This window comes from Paenibacillus sp. sgz302164 (assembly GCF_056120505.1).
On the sequence record NZ_JBVYOL010000007.1, the window covers coordinates 92,755 to 109,968 of the forward strand.

Sequence of the window (17,214 nt, forward strand, 5' to 3'; positions counted from 1 at the left end):
GCTACATCACCCGCTTAAACATTTTTTCAAGCTCATAAGTGGAGAAGCTGACGACGATCGGCCTGCCGTGCGGACACGTATAAGGATTGCGGCATCCGGCCAAACGGTCGATCAAAGTTTCCATTTCAAGCACGCTCAGGCCCTGATTCGCTTTGATCGACGCTTTGCAGGAACACATAATCGCCGCTTTCTCCCGCAGCTTGGCGATGTCGACCGCCTTGCGCTCGGCGAGCACCCACTCGCACATTTCCTCGACGATCGCTTTCTCTTCGCCGCCCGGAAACCAGTGGGGATGCGCCCTCACCAAAAACGTATTGCCGCCGAACGCTTCCATATACACCCCGGCCTGCTCGAACAGGGAGAGCCTGTCTTCGATAACGGCCGCTTCGGACGGCGTAAATTCCAGCGTAATCGGCACGAGCAGCTCCTGGCTGGCCTCCGCCGGATTGCCGAAGCGCTCGTAGAAATATTCATAATTGATGCGTTCGTGAGCCGCATGCTGATCGATCAGGTAAAGCCCTTCATCGTTTTGCGCGATCAAGTAAGTTCCGTGCATTTGCCCGATCGGATCGAGCCTTGGAAATGAAGGCAGCTTAGGCGCCGCCGATTCGCCGGATTCCGGAATCAGATCCATAAAAGCTTCCACCGCTTTGCGCTGCTGCCGAACGGAGGCGCTGTTCGCGGGCGCGTAGTCCGAACCGGACGTTGAAGCCATCCCTGTACGCGGGCGGGCTGCAAGGGGCTCTACCGCAGAACGGTACGGATTCACGGCCTCCTTGACCAGCGGGCCCGGCGTGAGCGGCAGCGGTTCCGTTTTGACGGGTTCGGTGCGCTCTGTGCGAGGCTGCGGAGTTGTCACGAGGTTAGGCTCCGCAGCTGGCTCCGCAACCCGCGTGAGCTCCAGCTGTTCCTGCACGTACGCCCCCTTCGGCGCAGCCGGCTTCGCGCCCTGCGGAATCAGGACCTGCTTGCCGAGCGTCCGCTTCACTTCCGCTTCGATCATCGCCGTCAGCTCCGCTTCCTTGCTGAACCGCACCTCCAGCTTGGACGGATGCACGTTGACGTCGACGAGAGCCGGGTCCATGCCGATTTGCAGGACGGCGACCGGGAAGCGGTTGATCGGCAGCAGCGTATGATAGCCTTGGAGCAGCGCCTGATTCAATGCAAAGTTGCGGACATAGCGGCCGTTGACGATGGTGGAAATGCCGCCCCGATTGGCGCGCGTCATCTCCGGTTTAGCGATGAAGCCTTGCAGCGTGTAATCCAGGCTTTCCGCCTGAATCGGCAGCATCTGCTTCCCGACGGCCGTGCCGTAGATGCCGGCGATGACCTGGAGCATATCCCCATTGCCTAGTGTTTGCAGCAGCAGATTGCCGTTATGCTTCAGGGAGAACGCGATATTCGGATGGGCCAGAGCGAGCCTGTACAAATAATCGGACACGTGTCCCAGCTCGGTCTGGATCGTTTTCATATATTTCAGGCGCGCCGGAGTGTTGAAAAACAGCTCCTTGACCGACACTTCCGTGCCCCGGGAAGCCGCAATCTCCTCTACCAGACGAATGGTGCCGCCTTCGATGGCGATTTTTCGCCCCAGCCCGTCGTTCGTGGAGCTCGTCACGCATTCCAGCCTCGACACCGAGGCGATGCTGGGCAGCGCCTCGCCGCGAAAGCCGAGCGTGCGAATCGCGAACAGATCTTTGCTCGTGGCGATTTTGCTCGTCGCATGGCGCTGAAAAGCCAATTCGCAATCTCCGGCTTCCATCCCCGAGCCGTTGTCCGCAACCCGGATGAGCTGCAGGCCGCCCTCTTCGATCGTCACGTCAATACGGGTGCTGCCGGCATCGACCGAATTTTCCACAAGCTCCTTGACGACGGAAGAAGGCCTTTCCACCACTTCTCCCGCCGCGATCTGGTTGGCAATATGCTCGCTTAAAAGCTGGATTTTCCCCATAGCGCTCAGTTCCCCTTTGCGGCGCCGATCGTCACGTTCTCCCCATCTTCTTTGACATGAAGTCCGGGGAAATAATCATGAAACAGATCGACATTCACGTAACTCGTGCCATTGTCGATAATAAGCTTGCCTGCTTCGGACGAAAGCGAATGCGTGCCGTCCGCCCCTGTCACATCGACCGTGTGCTTGTCGTTATTCCAGGCGACTTTGGCGTTAACAAGCGCCGCCAGGGCGCGGGTCGGGGCGTACAAATGCCCGTTCTCGCTGAGCAGCGGGAAGCCGCTCGTCATTTCGACGCCGTTGTAAGTCACCTTATGTTTGTAAACCGTAACCTCGACATCGGGAATGCCCGCCATATGAAGCGCCGTAATCAATTGTGCCGCACTGCCATCCGTCTCGATATCCGGCTTGATGCCCACTTTGTTCACTTTGTGCATGTTAGGCGTTAAATACTCCTCGATCGTCACTTTCAGGCCGCTCCCGTCCGTCAGCTGCATCAACTGCTGGACGCTGCCCTTCCCGAACGTCTGAACGCCGATGACTTTGGCGACCTTATAGTCCTGAAGCGCCCCGCTCAAAACTTCCGAAGCGCTGGCGCTGTTCTCGTTCGCGAGCACATATACGGGCACCCCGACTTCCGAACCGCCGGTGATCGGCACCGGCTCATCGACACCGTTGCGGTCCCTCGTATGGATCAGCGTGCCCTCCTTGACAAAATGTTTGGCGATATTTTGTGCGGTTTTCACCAGCCCGCCCGGATTGTTGCGCACATCGAGAATGAGCGCCTTCAGCCCTTTGGACTTCAAATCGGCCAATTGCTTGTCAAAATCGCTGTCGGCATCGCTGGAAAAATCGGTGATTTGAATGTAGCCGACGCCATTAGCGAAGCTTTTGCTGTACACTTCAGGCACATTCACTTCTTTGCGAGTCAAGTCGACCGTCAATTCCTTGCCGCCCCGCTGCACCGTTATTTTCGTTTTCGTTCCCGATTCCCCGATAATTTTGCTTCTGGCCGATTCGATCGAATCTTTTTGCACGGCCGCTCCGTCTACCGCCACGATGTAATCGTCTACCTGGAGACCGGCAGCTTCCGCCGCAGATCCGGCAAATATTTCGGAAAGATAGATGCCGTCTTTGTCCATTCCGATGCGGGCGCCCATGCCGACGTAATTGTTTTCCAGGTAGTTGGAAAATGCGTCAAGCTCCTTTTTCGTAAAAAATACGGTATAAGGATCTTTAAGCCCTTCGATCATTTCGGCGATGCTTTTATTTTTCAAATCATTTTCAGTGACTCCGCTGACGTGCATCGTTCCGAGAACTTGTCTGACCTGCTCGGTGGTCTGCGCATCGTCCTGCGCCATAGCGCCGGCAGGCAGCAAAGTCAGAAGGGCGGAAGCGAGCGCAAGCGTAACTTTCATCGGTTTCAAGCTTGGTTGTCTCATGACTGACTCTCCCGTGCGTATATTTTTTGGCCGGGAGTCCGGCGGGTTCATCCGCCAAACTCCCGGGAGTCTGTCCGACGGAGTTGCTTTACATATATACCTTCTACGTCGTTCATCGGACAGACTCCTAGTTATGCAGCTTTTGTTTCCATTCGTAAACCAGATTGAGCGCCTGCAGCGGCGTCATGTTGATCAAATCGATCCCCTTCAGCTGGTCCAGCACCAGCTGCGATTTGGCGTCAAGCTTCTTCTTGACGCCGGAAACGGCGACGTTGTCCTCCTCAAAGAGGGACAACTGCTGAACCGCCGGCTCCGCCTTCGCTGTTGCGGCGGCGGCGGTTTCAAGCTCCGCAGCCCGCGGCGGGGAGGGCTGCTCATTCGCGGGCGCGGCCTGCGCAGCGGCGGCCGCCCGCGTTTCAAAGCCGTTCAGCAGCGCATAGGAGCGCTGAATGATCGTTTCGGGCAGCCCGGCAATTTCGGCACAGTAGATGCCGTAGCTGGTGCTTGCCGCCCCGGGAATCAGCTTGCGCAAAAAAGTCACCTGCCTGCCGCTCTCTTTGACCGCCATGCAGTGGTTGCGCAGATGGCCCAAGCTTTCTTCCAAATGCGCAAGCTCGTGGAAGTGCGTCGACACGAGCGTCTTGCAGCCGATCCGGTCGTGCAAAAACTCAATGACCGCCTGGGCGATCGCCATACCTTCGCCCGTCGAAGTGCCGCGGCCCAATTCGTCGATGATGACAAGGCTTTGGCTCGTCGCTTTCTCCGTCATCACCTGGATGTCCATCATCTCGACCATGAACGTGCTCTGGCCGCCGATCAGATCGTCGGCAGCGCCGATCCGCGTAAAAATCCGGTCGACGACCGGCATGCGCGACGACCGTGCGGGCACAAAGCAGCCGATCTGCGCCATCAGGCAGATGACGGCCACCTGCCGCATATACGTGCTCTTCCCGGCCATATTCGGCCCGGTGATGAGCAAAATGCGGCCCTGCTCCTGTTCCAGCCTCGTTTCGTTGGCGATGAACGAGCCGTCCTGGATGACCGCCTCCACAACCGGATGGCGGCCCTCCTCGATGCGGAGATCGAAACCTTCGCCGATCTCCGGCTTGCGGTAGTGATACGCCGCGCTGACAGCGGCCAGCGACTGGTACACGTCGGCGGCGGCGATCACTTCCGCCAGCTTCTGCAGCCGTGAAATGTGCCCGGAAATGCGGTTGCGCAGCTCCGTGAACAGCTCGTGCTCGAGATCGACCATTTTATCCTGCGCTTCGAGAATAAGCGCTTCTTTTTCTTTCAGTTCGGGCGTTACGTAGCGCTCCGCGTTGGCCAGTGTCTGCTTCCGCTCGTAGCGGCCTTCCGGGAGCGAAGCCATGTTCGCTTTCGTCACTTCGATGAAATAGCCGAACACTTTGTTGTAGCCGATCTTCAGCGACTTGATGCCCGTCGCCTCCCGCTCCCGGCGCTCCAGCTCGGCAATCCACTGCTTGCCGTTCGTGCTCGCTTCGCGCAGCTGGTCCAGGTAAGGCTGGTAGCCTTCCCGGATCATGCCGCCGTCGCGGATCGATACGGGAGGCTCGTCGACAATCGCCTCCGCGATCCACGACATCACGTCTTCGCACGCATCCATGTTGTCGACGAGCCGGCGCAGCGTGCGGGAGCCGGATGCCGCGCATACTTCCCGCAGCAGCGGCACCTGCTGCAGCGAATGCTTCAGCGCCGTCATATCCCGCGCATTGGCGTTGCCGTAGGAAATGCGCGCGACGAGCCGCTCCAGGTCGTACACTTCCTTGAGCGCCTGCCGGACATCCTCGCGGACGATCAGCTGGTTATACAGCACATCGACCGCTTCCAGCCGTTCCTCGATGCGGGACACGCTCATGAGCGGCTTCTCGATCCAGCGGCGCAGCATGCGCGCGCCCATGGCCGTTACAGTTCTATCGAGCAGCCAGAGCAGCGAGCCTTTTTTCGTGCGCTCCCGCACCGTCTCGACAAGCTCGAGGTTTCTTCTCGTAAAAGGGTCCATCGTCATGTACATGTCCGGCTCATAGCGGCGGATATGTTTGATATGCGTAAGCGCCCGCTTCTGCGTCTCTTTCAAATAGCTGAGCAGCAGCGCAACGCCCTGTCTGTTCAGCTCGTGGAGCCCGGGCAGCGCCTCGTCCGCGGCAAAATGCTCGGCCAGCAGGCTGTGGTCCGCATCCGACCACTCCGTTACGACGGCGGATCGGCTCCAATTGGCCGTGCTTTCGCGAACTTGTTCGAGCATCGAAGTATCCGCGATCAGCTCGGAAGGGCTGTATACGTTCAGCTCGTCCACGACCGCTTCCCAGGAAGCCGGCAGCAAAGTCGTATACAACTCTCCCGTAGAAATGTCGCACGCGGTAAACGCGTATGCGCCGTTTCCACCGACGAGAGAAACCATATAATTGTTGCTCGACTCGCCCAGCAGCTTGCTGTCCATGACGGTGCCCGGAGTCACAATGCGCACGATTTCCCGCCGCACGACGCCTTTGGCTTCCGCCGGGTCTTCGACCTGCTCGCAAATCGCTGCCTTGAATCCTTTTTCAACCAATCGGGCTATGTAATTTTCCGCGGAATGGTAGGGTACGCCGCACATCGGAATACGGTCTTCTCCCCCGCCGTCCCTGCCTGTCAGCGTAATTTCCAGCTCCCGCGACGCGTTCACCGCATCCTCAAAAAACATTTCGTAAAAATCGCCTAACCGAAAAAATAAAAAAGCATCCGGGACTTGCGCCTTAACGGCCAAGTATTGTTGTATCATCGGTGTGTACTGGGCCATACGTTCCTCCAACCAGATAATAAAATGATTCGTTCTATGAATCTATGAAAATCAACCGCCGCAGCAAGGCGCAGTGCCTCTACTAATTCGTTAAAAGCAGCTCCGTTCCTGCACCCGGGAGTCTGTCCGATAAATTCAGCAGAAGGTATATGTATGCGGAATAACATGTGCAAAAGAAACTCCGCCCGCCAGACTCCTGGCGCAATTCGTACCCGCTTGTTCTGCGCGCAGGACGGTCCGCGGGCCGCAGCAGCGTCCGGCAAACCGTCCCTTATCCAATCCGGCGACAATCGATTCTATTATAACATGATTTACTGCTTAATTGCTTCTTTGCGATGATAGGGGGCAATGCGCCACGCTTTGCGGATATCCTCACGCTCATTCCACGGCTCCATCCGTTCGATCCGCAGTTTCAGCCGGTCCAGCACTTTTGCATGAACGTCGTACGCCTCCAGTTTTTCTAAATCCTTCCACAACTCCGCCACCGTTTGCTGAAGGCTTGCTTTGTCTCCGCGATAATAGGCTCGCTGTATGTCGAGTTTTTGCAGAGGCTGCTGCTGAAGTAGCCAATAGTTGTCGGCGATCAGCGAAGCGAGCGCGAATGTGCCGCGCGCAACCAGCGGCGACTCCATCCAGCTCGGCAGCGTGCGGTATTCGAAGCCGCCGTGCGGCTGGCGCCGGAAATCGCCGAGGAAGCCGTATCGGGGTCGGCGGTCGCGGGTCGTCGGCCCCTCGATTTGCATCAGCGGCAGCGCGAGATAGTTGTCGAGCGCGCGCAGCAGGTGCGTATTCAGCCAGCAGCGGCTGAAGTGGATATGGCCGCCGAGCGGGAAGCCGCTCACCGGCATGCCTCCCGAGAGCCAGGCGAGGCTCTCGTCGGGAATCGCCCGCGCGGCGAGCTGCATCGAAGACAGCAGGTTTCTCGCCAGCTCGCGCGGGTCGGCGCTTGGCTGCGGGCGCAGCTCCGCCAGCGGCAGGATGACGCGATGCCCGCTGAGCACGATGGCATCGCAGCCGACTGCGCCGTCCCGCGCGAGATAGCGGTCGGCGGAGACGACTTTGCCCCGCGGGCTGAGCAGCAGGAACTCGGGGTCGCTGCCGAGCACGGCCCGCTCGGTGCGCCGCAGCTCTTGACCCAGCGCGGCTGCATAGCGGTCGATCGCCTGGGCGAACAGCGGCGTGAGCCGCTCGTTCAGCTTCGGCGCCGGGTCCACATCGAGCACGAGCGTATGCCCGTTAGGCAGGATGCCGACCGTCACCAGCCCGTAATCCAGACCGAGCGCGTAGATCGCCTTGACGGACTCGCGGCTCGCCCTGCGCACGTGACGGCTCGCCAGTTCGGGCTGCACTTCCTCGTAAGCGGGCTTAAGGTGCTTGTAGGTGGAATCGTAAACCGACTGTTCCGAGCGGAGCAAACGCTCTTTTTTCTCGTAAACGGCCAAAATTTGCAAATGAAAGACGGCAACCTTGTACATATAGGGAAAAACGATCCGTCCGCTTTGGCCGCCAAGCGAAGCCCTCGTCTTGATCCCGTGCAGGCCGAGCAGTTCGTCGCGCCTGGCCGGCTGCCGGGCGCGCAAAATCGCTTTCACCGGCTGCAGCGCGCGCTTGCCCGGCTGCTCGCTCTGCGCCCCGCCCCAATGGATGACAACCTGCCCCTGCCAGTCCTCCGGCAGCTTCGTTCCGCTGGCCGTCCGCATGCTCCCGGCGATCGCCAGGGCATCCCGTTCGTGAAAATGGAGAAAAAATGTGTCCATTGTCAGGCTCCTTCGGTTTTTTTGGGGCCGCTCCGTTCAAGCCCATTTTCCAGGCCAAAACAAAAAAGAGGGCGAATGCCCTCTGCCGAACCCAATGCTCCTGCATACAGTGAAGTATAAGGTTCCTTAATCCAGGTCTTCTTCGAGCAGCGCAGCATCCAGATCCTCGAAATCTCCGTCCACGCTGTCATCGAAGTCCACATGCTTGTCGTCGAAATCGCTTGGGCCGGTCGGGCTAACGACTACATTCACTTTCGTTTCGGCGACCATCTCGACCTGGAACTCCCGTTCCACCCGGATTACCACGCTGTCGCCGCCGGAGGAGACGCTGGCTTCCACACAGTTCGGCTCCTGTGTTGCGAAGGCAGCCACCTCAGCCGTAGCCGACCTATGCTTCTTGTCTAAGTAAGTAAGCGGAACGACTTCTACATAGGACACTGTCTCTTTTGCAACATCGGTTTTGGTGTTGCGATCGTAAGAATACCAGATGTTGATATCATAAGTACCAACTACCTCTACGCCATCTCCGGATTGGATCGCTTCATATTGGTTGTTAATGATCCAAGCGCCCAATATACTGGTCGGAGAAAAGGGCGGAGTCACGGTATGACTTACGTGCGAGAATTTGCGGCCTTTGCCGCAGACAGCTTTGGTAATGATCTCTCTGCACTGCAAATCTTTATCTATTGACATCCTTTCAACCTCCTCCATACAATCATTCATTACAAGTGTATGCGGGACATAGGCAAATGTTGATTAAATGGATGCGAACAAATAAATATTATTATCGAATCGCCTATATAATGCCGATAAAAGTAAATGATTTGCAGTCAAAAAAGCGGCCGCAGCATCAAGCGCCGGCGACGCACGGCTTCTCTGTTATTCGTGTGATTTTACTACATTTTATTTCGTTTTGCGCTCGTTAATTCCACAAATTCCAAATTGCTTTCTCTATGGAAATGAACCGGCCAAATTCGCGCAGCCAAAAAATATCTCTGAATCTAGCGTTTCATTCCAAAAGTTCTTTCGCAATATAATGTGTCATCAAAATTCAGCTGCCTGAAATACGGCAAAACCGCCAGCCCCAAGACGGACTGACGGTTTAGCATAGGATCTGTAAGGTTAATAAGCAGTCCAGCCCGCATCGGCCGTTACAACCGTGCCGTTAACGAAGCTAGCATCGTCGGAAGCAAGGAACAACGCCACTTTCGCAATATCTTCCGGCTCCCCTGTGCGCGGGTTGAGGTTTATGCCGGCCATCGCTCTTTCGATACCGAACGGGTTCGGGGTCGTAAGGGATGCGCTGATGTTTGTATTGACGCCGCCCGGCGCGATGGCATTACAGCGGATGCCTTTAGGCGCATATTGGAATCCGACGTTCTTCGTCAGGCCGACGACGGCGTGCTTCGAAGCCGTATAAGCCGCGCCGGCGCGGGAACCCATCAAGCCCCCCGCGGATGCAATGTTGACTATGACTCCGCCTTGTTTCTCCAGAAAAATCGGAATCACTTTGCGGATCGTTCTCATTGGTCCTGTCGTATTGATGGCGAAGACGCGGTCCCACAGCTCGTCCGTCAAGTCTCCGGCCGGGACGAAGTTGTCCATAATGCCGGCGTTGTTGACGAGAATGTCTACGGTACCATATTGCTCAACGGTTGTATCGATAAGCGCCTGCACGTCTTCTTCTTTTGCGACGTTAGCGGCAATAGCGAAGGCGGCGCCGCCTCTGGAGACAATCCCGTCAACAACGGCTTGCGCGGCTTCAACACGAAGGTCTGATACGGCAACTTTCGCCCCTTCCGCAGCGTACAATTCTGCGATGGCTCTTCCCATGCCCGAAGCAGCCCCAGTAACAACAGCTACTTTTCCGGATAATCTCATGACGAAATTCCTCCATTTATCTTTATTATTTTATATCTTCGAACAAACAATGCCGGCTGTCCCCAAGAAATAACGAACACATGTTCAATAGAGAACATCCGTTACTTCAAGTATAATGAGGGATATAAGTGATTACAATCAGTAAAAACAGCGCGTTTGTCAGATAACGAACAACTCGGCCGATTTTGTTCAATATGTTTAACAGGAAGGATCGCATAGACAATGACCGACAATGGCAAAAAAATAGACCGCCGCATCGTTCGCAGCCGGGCCGCGTTACGCCAAGCGCTGCTGACGCTAATGGCGGACAAGCCGTTTACGGCGGTATCCATTACGGAAATCGTGGAGCTTGCGAATTATAACCGCGGGACCTTCTATTCCAATTATGAAAGCAAGGAGGCGCTACTTGAAGATATCATTCTCGACCTGATCGATAAATTACTACTTTCCTTCCGCGCGCCTTACGAGAAGGTGGAGTTCTTCCACATCGACCAGCTGCCGGCGCATTCCGTTATGCTTTTCGCGCACATTTACGAGCATTCCGCGATTTATACCGTTCTTATGAAAAGCGATGTACTGCCGGCGCTCCGGGAGAAAATGTTCACCGCGCTCAAGCGGATTTCTATGGAGGAGCTTGTCTCTACGAAAAACGACATCGATGAAGAACTGCTGGCCACCTATTCGATCCACGCGCTGTTAGGGCTTGTGTTCCACTGGGTGGAGAGCGGTTTCAATCATTCGCCGGCCTATATGCAGGAGCAACTGGTGAAGATCATCAACTATCGTCCGACCGTTGCGAAGACGTCGATCAAAGGATCGGCCAGGCAGTGATCTCTTTATACTCCCGGCAATCCGCAGCCCTCTGCAAGCATCATAAACAAGAAGACCAGAGAGGCGGCCCTTAACTTGAGCCGCCTTTCTGGTCTATCCTATGCTACAGCTTATTCGTATCGCTCCCTGGTCTTTCCGCTGCGGGTGGCTGCTCCCGGTCCTTAACATTACAAGCTATTTCTTAGCGGCAGAATTCCCATTATCAAAATATGAAGTGTCCAAAATTCTGGCATAAATATAAGGGTTCAAATTGGGACTTTGTTATACAGCGAAAATTCCACCTCGTGTTCTCCGGGGTCGACGACAGCGGCATCTAGAACGAGCCGCTTGAATTTGCGGTCAAGCGTAAAAGTAACGTCTCCGTATTGGTCGATCTTTAACACTTCCTGGAACTGTTTATTTTTCACCAACGTATCTGCTGAGTCCCTTGACAAAACCGCATAAATGTTGTCGATGTCCATTGGCATAGCAAAAATCGGCGTTCTTTCTCAGGACTTGTATGGGGTTTGGCTGCGGCAGGTCGGGTATCGTTCCAACAGCTCCGGCAGCAATCGCGCCAACTCAGACAGCCAAACCGGACTGAGCTGCGGTACGGCGAGACGCCTAAGCCATACTGTTACCGGACGGTAGGACTGGGAGCTTGCTGAAGGGTAACAGCCGGCAATTGCTGTTTGTTCCCCCTGGCTTTCTACCATCGATTTAAATTCCTGCGCCAGTCTCGTTTTGCCTATGCCCGCCTCCCCTTTCAATATCCACATCGCGCTTTTGCCTGCCGCTGCCTGCTTCCAAGCTTTCAGAAGATGCCCCCATTCGGCGGATCTGCCGATCAGCTCGTTCTGCGCGGTCGACGAAGGTTCGACGCCGTTCTGCGTAAGCCTTTCAATCAGGTACACGGTTTCTTCTGTCGGGCCTATCCCCAGTTCGTCTTGCCATTTACTCAGCATTTGCCGGTAAATTCGAGTAGCGCCCGCCATATCTTTATTCAAGGCGTACAGCCGCATCAACGTGCGGTACGTTTCCTCTCTTAATGGATTCTGGATCAGCAGCTTGTTCGCGAAAACGATAGCCGACGAGTATTCCCGCTGACCTTCCAGCATTCCCGCAGGTCGTGAAGTAGTTTCCGCAAATTGGAAAGGGCTTGTTTCTCGGTGGAACCCGGCCAGAAATCAAAGGCAATTTGTTTCCTGCTTATTGTCCTGTCAAAAGTTATTATCAAGTATGCCAGCAGTTTGACCTTGCTTCCGGAAAAAAACGTCGTTAACTCCTTGTCGTCTATAGTAATTTTTAACCTGCCTAACAGTTGAATACTGCTGTTTGTCAAACCGGCCACCCCCATCTCAAACCCGATTCTAATTAGCTTATTCTCCCATTGTAATATATGAATTTGTAATGTGAAAATGTTTTAAAGGACACAGAAAAAGTGACATTCCGCCCTTTTAAACGGCTGTCCACATAAGATGCACCCAAAACTGCAAAAGTCGGGCTATGGTGAAACCTACCGCCAGATCCGGTCGCACAATTTGCCTGGTTGCACGAAAAAACCTGCAAAAGTACATTTTTTTCTCGATGGATATGCCGGCAACGGAATATTCCTGCAATTGTGCAGGCTTTTCGCCGCAAACATAGGCTCAGATTCATTTTTATAGAAAATTCCTGCACAATCGCAGGCTTTTCACCAAAATGAGCCACTTTTACGAAAAAAAACTGCACTTTTGCAGGTTTTCTCCCTCTTCCCTGCCCTATTCCCCGCCCTCTACCGATGTTTCTCATCGCTCGGGTCCACACCCGAAGCACCGACGAGGCGCTTCGCTCGTGCTTACTCGCGCCCGCGCGCAGTCCCAGCTTGCGGTGCTGCGCTGCATGGCGGCGGTCGGTCGACCACACGAAGCCAGGCCGGCGCTCCGGCGCTCATAAAAAAAGGACGAAGCCACGTCCTGTGCTTCGTCCCGTAGATTTGATCAGCTACTCTACTTTAAGCTTGATTTTTTTGCCCATCATGCCGCCTTGCGCTTGCAGATAAAATCCTTTTGCATCTTTCGGGACGTCGAAAGCGACGTAGCCGGTAAGGCTTAATCCGGGATTAAGACTTTTCAGGAAAAACGATTTGTCCATGCCAACCGCCGTCATGGCGTCCGAAGAGCTCGAAAATTCTCTTTTTTGATCGTCGATTAATTTGTAGCTGGCCTGATCGACGGTAATCTTATCTTTTTGGTTGTTGACAACCGTCAGTTTAATGATTTTGAAAACGCCTTGCGCCTTGGCCTTCAAAAATTCGTTGTCGCCGGCCTCTTCTTTTGTTTCCACGCTTTCGACGGTGATTTTCACATCGGAAGATACGCCCTCTTTGGAAAGTTCGGCCGGTGTCGGCGCTGGAGTCGGCGTTGGCGTCGATTTGGCCGTAGCCGCCGGTGCCGAAGGCGCTGCTTTTTTGGTGTCGGCCTGCTCCTGCTTTTGCTCCACTTTGACAGGGGCGTTCACCTGATTTTTTGCAGTAAGCAGCTTCAAGCTGCCGATCACATAAAGTCCGGCAATAACAGCCCAGAAGACCCCAAAAATTTTACCTGCGACCCGCAAATTTTTCCATGATACAAAGATCATGACGTAAGGCACGAAAATCCATCCCAATACTTTTAGAAATGCCACTTCAACAGCCCCCAATAAATAGTATAATTTTCCTATTTATCGATTATACATAGTATTTAAGGCTCAGTCTACTAAAATTTGTATTAAGATTCGACGGCATTCGCCTCTTATTCATTGTTTCCGGGCTTTTGCTTCTTTTGTTTCTTGGCGACGGACAAGTACTGTATCAGTTCTCTATGCAGCTGAAAAATGGCGGAACGCACCTCGAATTCCTCTCTGTTCGCCGGCAAGGGCATCTCTTTGAAGCGCTGCTCCAGCAGCTGCAATTCCCGCTCCGTATGACCTATGTAATAGTCCGCTTTGACGTGCTCGCTCAAGCCTTCGAATATAGCGGCGACAAGTTCGCCCTGCGGCAATGTCTGATATACCCGGGCGACGAGATCGGTCATTCGGTTGATCAGATCCAGCTGTTCGCCGCGCATGTAGAAATAGACCCTCCAGTAAGGATCGCCTCCGAATAGGAGCGCGTTGTCCAGCGACCGTTTGGCCAAAAGCGCGCCGCGCTCAATCGCTTCCCCGGCATCCAGCAGTTCCTTGCCGTCCCAAACGGTGGAATTGTCCCGCAGATGAGCCGCAATATGTTTGAAAATGTCGGAAAATAGCTGCTCGACCCGCTCCTTCTGTGCGGTGATCTCCCGGTCTGCCCTGGGCATGTAGGCGATGTTGATCAATGTCGCCGTGCCCAAACCGACCAGCAGCAAATACACTTCATTCAGAATCGCCGGCAGGCTCACCGTTTCGTAAGCGTACAGATGGAACATCGAGACCGCACCTGTCACGGTTCCTTCGCTGATTCGCAAGCGGTGCAAAATCGGAAAAACAGCAAGCACGAACAACCCGACGACCCACGCATGAAAACCGAACATCAGGAACAGCAAGGAGCCGAACAATAGCCCCATCAAGGAAGCTGCGAGCCGCTGCAGGGCGCTTTGCAGCCCTTTTTTCTTCGTCACCTCGACGCCGAGAATCGCGAGCAGGCCCGCTGCCGCAGGCGATTTCAGCCCCAGCAGCCCGGCGGCGCACATTGCGATTACGACGGCAATCGCCGTTTTTAGCACTCGAAAGCCCATAGCTTTCACCTCTTTCGCGGTTCGTCTATGGGCTCATTATTTCATTTCAGGCCGCATGTGGCAAGCTTACCGGTGTTTGGTCAGCCGCTTTTCGAGGTAGGCAACGGCCTGATACATCAGCGTCGCGACGAGTGCGATGACGATCAGCGTGCTCATGACCAGCGTGAAGTTGAACACCTGGAAGCCGTAAATAATTAAATAGCCGAGGCCGATTTGCGAGACGAGAAATTCGCCGACGATCACGCCGACCCAAGCCAGACCGACGTTCGCTTTCAAGGTCGAAATGATCGCCGGAAAGGAGGCCGGCAAGATGACTTTTTGCAGCACTTTTCGCTTGCTGCCGCCAAAAATGTGAACGACTTTGACGTAGTTCGCATCGACTTCTTTAAAGCTGCCGTACACGACAAGCGTCGTGATGATAACGGTTATCGACAACGTTGTCGCAATGATTGCAAGCAGCCCGGGGCCGAGGCCGACGATGAACAGCGGGCCGAGCGCGACCTTCGGCATGCTGTTCAGCACGACGATGTAAGGATCGAGCACCCGGGACAAAAACGGCGACCACCAGATGATGACGGCGAGCGCCGTACCGAACAGAGTGCCGAGGGCAAAACCGGCAAACGTTTCAAAGACGGTGGCTCCCACATGCGGCAAAAGCGAGCCGTCGAGCAGCTTCTCCCAGAGCAGACCGAACACCTTGCTCGGGTAGCTGAACAGCAGCACATCGATCCATTTCATCCGGCCGGCCAGCTCCCATAGCGCGAAGAAGGCGATCAGGATGGCGAGCTGGGTTAGCCGAACGCAGACGGTTTCCTTGTTTCTTGCGGCGATATACTGCCGCCGCACTTCGTGCGTGAGCCGCCGCGCAGTAACCATGGACGGCTCGGCAGGCCGGATCTCTTCATTTTGCATCGGTATCATCTCCTGTCTCCGGCGCTTCGAATTCCTGCCAAACGGACTTGAACAATCCGTTGAAATCGGGAAGCTCCCTCGCCAAGAACGGTAGCGCCAGGCGAATCTCCTCGGGTATAACAAACTCACGGCGAATGCGTCCGGGATTCGGCTCCAGCACGATAATCCGGTCGCTCATGGCAATCGCTTCGGAAATGTCGTGCGTGACGAGCACCGCGGTCTTGTTTTTGGCGCGCAGCGTCCCGGCGACCAAGTCTTCAAGCTGCAGCTTGGTCTGGTAATCGAGCGCGGAGAACGGTTCGTCCAACAGCATAATTTCCGGCTCCGTCGCCAAAGTGCGCACGAGCGCGACCCGCTGGCGCATCCCTCCGGAAAGCTGTGCCGGATAGTAATCCTTGTAGCGTGCAAGCCCCATTTCGTCGAGCAGGTGAAGCACGTACTCCCGCTTCTCCGCGGTCAAATTGCCCTGCAGCTCCAGTCCGATCGCCGCGTTATGAAAAATCGTGCGCCAAGGAAACAAATAATCCTGCTGCAGCATGTACCCGATCTTGGAAGACGGCCCGCTGACCGCTTCTCCCGCTACGGTGACGACGCCGGCTGTCGGCGCGATCAGCCCGGCGACGATCGACAAGACGGTCGTTTTTCCGCATCCGCTGGGACCGATGAGACTGACGAATTCGCCGCGCCGGACGGTCAAGCTTACATTTTGCAAGGCTAGCGTAGCCCGCTGCTGCGTGACATAAATTTGCGTAATTTCAGCAATGGATACAGCCGTGTCCATGTTCCTCCCCCCTCGTGCCCTCATGTGTCGCGTGCGCCGTTCCGCTGTGCTCTTTCACTATTTCACGCTGTTTTTGGCTTTTTCGGCAAACGTGTTGTCGACCAGCTTGCTCCACTCCACTTTCTGCTTCAACTCGCCTGCCGTCGTCATCACGTCGAGCAGGTTGTTCCATTCCTTCTCGTCGACGATCGGGTCCGATGCATACGAGCCTTGATCTTTGTAGCGTTTGATGACGCTTTTGACGATTTCCGAGTCCGTGTCTTTAAAAAAGGGCAGAACCGCCTGCGCGATTTCGTCTACGCTTTTGGCTTTGACCCAATTTTGCGCGCGCTGCACGGCATTCGTAAACTTCTGGATCGTACCCGGATTTTTGTCGATGAAGCTTTTTTTGCTCATAAAGACAGTGTAAGGCAGGTGTCCGCTTTCCACGCCGAAAGAAGCGATGACGTAGCCTTTGCCCTCTTTTTCAACGATCGAAGCCTGGGGCTCGAAGAGCTGGACATATTCGCCGGTACCCGAGGAATAGGCGGACGTAATGTTGGCGAAATCGATATTTTGAATCAGCTCGAGATCTTTTTTCGGGTCGATGCCGTGCTTTTTCAAAGTAAATTCTCCGGCCATTTGCGGCATGCCGCCTTTTCTTTGTCCCAGAAAGACGGAGCCCTTGAGCGAGTTCCAATCGAACGGATCGACTTTTTTGCGGGATACGAGAAAAGTACCGTCCGTTTGCGTAAGCTGGGCAAAATTAATGACCGGATCTTCCGAGCCCTGCTGTGCAACGTAGATCGACGTTTCCGAACCGACCAGCGCCACATCGATCCCGCCTGAAAGCAGAGCGGTCATCGTCTTGTCTCCGCCCGGCGTCGTTGTCAGCTCCGCCTCAAGCCCTTCCTCTTTGAAAAATCCTTGCGACAATGCGACGTACTGCGGGGCATAAAATAAAGATCGCGTCACTTCCCCGATCCGGACTTTCGCCGTTTCCTCCGTTTTTTTGCCGCACGCCGGTAAAATGACGCCGAGCAGCAGCACCGCTGTCAGCCCACATACCAAGCCTATACGTTTCATGGATGTTCCCTCCATTGGATTGTTGTACTGTATCGTATGCAAATGCCCAGAGGTCGGTTAACGGCGGCTTTGAACATATCC

General features: G+C 55.1%; 15 protein-coding genes. 1 reads left to right on the forward strand and 14 read right to left on the reverse strand.

Annotation, left to right across the window (positions count from 1 at the left end; translation table 11 throughout):
- Nucleotide 1 precedes the first annotated feature (1 nt).
- From mutL to AC0LWT_RS13535, 6 genes are all read right to left on the reverse strand, one after another.
- Complete coding sequence (gene mutL / locus AC0LWT_RS13510) at nucleotides 2-1,951, reverse strand: DNA mismatch repair endonuclease MutL (RefSeq protein ID WP_474681780.1); 1,950 nt, start codon at nucleotides 1,949-1,951, stop codon at nucleotides 2-4.
- Between the two features lie 5 nt (nucleotides 1,952-1,956).
- Nucleotides 1,957-3,393: a S41 family peptidase gene (locus tag AC0LWT_RS13515; RefSeq protein WP_474681781.1), complete on the reverse strand. Its 1,437-nt coding sequence runs from the start codon at nucleotides 3,391-3,393 to the stop codon at nucleotides 1,957-1,959.
- Nucleotides 3,394-3,520: 127 nt separating this feature from the next.
- Nucleotides 3,521-6,193, reverse strand: a complete 2,673-nt coding sequence (mutS, locus tag AC0LWT_RS13520; RefSeq protein ID WP_474681782.1) for a DNA mismatch repair protein MutS — start codon at nucleotides 6,191-6,193, stop codon at nucleotides 3,521-3,523.
- A 311-nt stretch (nucleotides 6,194-6,504) separates the two neighbouring features.
- Entirely contained in the window at nucleotides 6,505-7,950 is a 1,446-nt protein-coding gene (locus AC0LWT_RS13525; protein ID WP_474681783.1) for a putative amidoligase domain-containing protein, read from the reverse strand.
- A 126-nt stretch (nucleotides 7,951-8,076) separates the two neighbouring features.
- Nucleotides 8,077-8,643, reverse strand: a complete 567-nt coding sequence (locus AC0LWT_RS13530) for an outer spore coat protein CotE (protein ID WP_474681784.1) — start codon at nucleotides 8,641-8,643, stop codon at nucleotides 8,077-8,079.
- Nucleotides 8,644-9,072: 429 nt separating this feature from the next.
- Nucleotides 9,073-9,831: an SDR family oxidoreductase gene (locus tag AC0LWT_RS13535; protein ID WP_474681785.1), complete on the reverse strand. Its 759-nt coding sequence runs from the start codon at nucleotides 9,829-9,831 to the stop codon at nucleotides 9,073-9,075.
- Nucleotides 9,832-10,053: 222 nt separating this feature from the next.
- Between AC0LWT_RS13535 and AC0LWT_RS13540 the strand changes: the two genes are divergently transcribed.
- Entirely contained in the window at nucleotides 10,054-10,662 is a 609-nt protein-coding gene (locus AC0LWT_RS13540) for a TetR/AcrR family transcriptional regulator (RefSeq protein WP_474681786.1), read from the forward strand.
- A 245-nt stretch (nucleotides 10,663-10,907) separates the two neighbouring features.
- On the opposite strand, the gene AC0LWT_RS13545 is transcribed toward AC0LWT_RS13540, so the two are convergent.
- The 8 genes from AC0LWT_RS13545 to AC0LWT_RS13580 all read right to left on the reverse strand — a co-directional run bounded on the left by AC0LWT_RS13545 (nucleotide 10,908) and on the right by AC0LWT_RS13580 (nucleotide 17,133).
- On the reverse strand, nucleotides 10,908-11,069 hold the full coding sequence (locus tag AC0LWT_RS13545; protein WP_474681787.1) for a hypothetical protein: 162 nt from the start codon (nucleotides 11,067-11,069) through the stop codon (nucleotides 10,908-10,910).
- Between the two features lie 81 nt (nucleotides 11,070-11,150).
- Nucleotides 11,151-11,759 carry a bacterial transcriptional activator domain-containing protein gene (locus tag AC0LWT_RS13550; protein WP_474681788.1) on the reverse strand — a complete coding sequence of 203 codons (609 nt, stop codon included), beginning with the start codon at nucleotides 11,757-11,759 and terminating at the stop codon, nucleotides 11,151-11,153.
- A gap of 256 nt (nucleotides 11,760-12,015) precedes the next feature.
- Nucleotides 12,016-12,432, reverse strand: a complete 417-nt coding sequence (locus AC0LWT_RS13555) for a hypothetical protein (protein ID WP_474681789.1) — start codon at nucleotides 12,430-12,432, stop codon at nucleotides 12,016-12,018.
- Nucleotides 12,433-12,624: 192 nt separating this feature from the next.
- Nucleotides 12,625-13,305: a DUF4352 domain-containing protein gene (locus tag AC0LWT_RS13560; RefSeq protein ID WP_474681790.1), complete on the reverse strand. Its 681-nt coding sequence runs from the start codon at nucleotides 13,303-13,305 to the stop codon at nucleotides 12,625-12,627.
- Nucleotides 13,306-13,412: 107 nt separating this feature from the next.
- The gene (locus AC0LWT_RS13565) at nucleotides 13,413-14,375 is read right to left on the reverse strand and encodes an aromatic acid exporter family protein (protein WP_474681791.1); all 963 of its coding nucleotides are present in this window, start codon (nucleotides 14,373-14,375) and stop codon (nucleotides 13,413-13,415) included.
- Nucleotides 14,376-14,441: 66 nt separating this feature from the next.
- Complete coding sequence (locus AC0LWT_RS13570; RefSeq protein ID WP_474681792.1) at nucleotides 14,442-15,287, reverse strand: ABC transporter permease; 846 nt, start codon at nucleotides 15,285-15,287, stop codon at nucleotides 14,442-14,444.
- A complete protein-coding gene (locus AC0LWT_RS13575; protein ID WP_474681793.1) occupies nucleotides 15,277-16,068 on the reverse strand; it encodes an ABC transporter ATP-binding protein in 792 nt (263 codons plus the stop codon). Before AC0LWT_RS13575 ends, AC0LWT_RS13570 begins: the two co-directional genes overlap by 11 nt.
- Before the next feature lie 57 nt (nucleotides 16,069-16,125).
- Nucleotides 16,126-17,133, reverse strand: coding sequence for an ABC transporter substrate-binding protein (locus AC0LWT_RS13580; RefSeq protein WP_474681794.1), 1,008 nt, complete (start codon nucleotides 17,131-17,133; stop codon nucleotides 16,126-16,128).
- Nucleotides 17,134-17,214 lie beyond the last annotated feature (81 nt).

Coding starts and splice junctions, on each gene's coding strand:
- AC0LWT_RS13570 (WP_474681792.1), bottom strand. CDS start 15,287: ATGCAAAATGAAGAGATCCGGCCTGCCGAGCCGTCCATGGTTACTGCG.
- AC0LWT_RS13575 (WP_474681793.1), bottom strand. CDS start 16,068: ATGGACACGGCTGTATCCATTGCTGAAATTACGCAAATTTATGTCACG.
- mutL (WP_474681780.1), bottom strand. CDS start 1,951: ATGGGGAAAATCCAGCTTTTAAGCGAGCATATTGCCAACCAGATCGCG.
- AC0LWT_RS13555 (WP_474681789.1), bottom strand. CDS start 12,432: ATGAGAAACATCGGTAGAGGGCGGGGAATAGGGCAGGGAAGAGGGAGA.
- AC0LWT_RS13580 (WP_474681794.1), bottom strand. CDS start 17,133: ATGAAACGTATAGGCTTGGTATGTGGGCTGACAGCGGTGCTGCTGCTC.
- AC0LWT_RS13530 (WP_474681784.1), bottom strand. CDS start 8,643: ATGTCAATAGATAAAGATTTGCAGTGCAGAGAGATCATTACCAAAGCT.
- AC0LWT_RS13525 (WP_474681783.1), bottom strand. CDS start 7,950: ATGGACACATTTTTTCTCCATTTTCACGAACGGGATGCCCTGGCGATC.
- AC0LWT_RS13515 (WP_474681781.1), bottom strand. CDS start 3,393: ATGAGACAACCAAGCTTGAAACCGATGAAAGTTACGCTTGCGCTCGCT.
- mutS (WP_474681782.1), bottom strand. CDS start 6,193: ATGGCCCAGTACACACCGATGATACAACAATACTTGGCCGTTAAGGCG.
- AC0LWT_RS13565 (WP_474681791.1), bottom strand. CDS start 14,375: ATGGGCTTTCGAGTGCTAAAAACGGCGATTGCCGTCGTAATCGCAATG.
- AC0LWT_RS13535 (WP_474681785.1), bottom strand. CDS start 9,831: ATGAGATTATCCGGAAAAGTAGCTGTTGTTACTGGGGCTGCTTCGGGC.
- AC0LWT_RS13540 (WP_474681786.1), top strand. CDS start 10,054: ATGACCGACAATGGCAAAAAAATAGACCGCCGCATCGTTCGCAGCCGG.
- AC0LWT_RS13550 (WP_474681788.1), bottom strand. CDS start 11,759: ATGCTGGAAGGTCAGCGGGAATACTCGTCGGCTATCGTTTTCGCGAAC.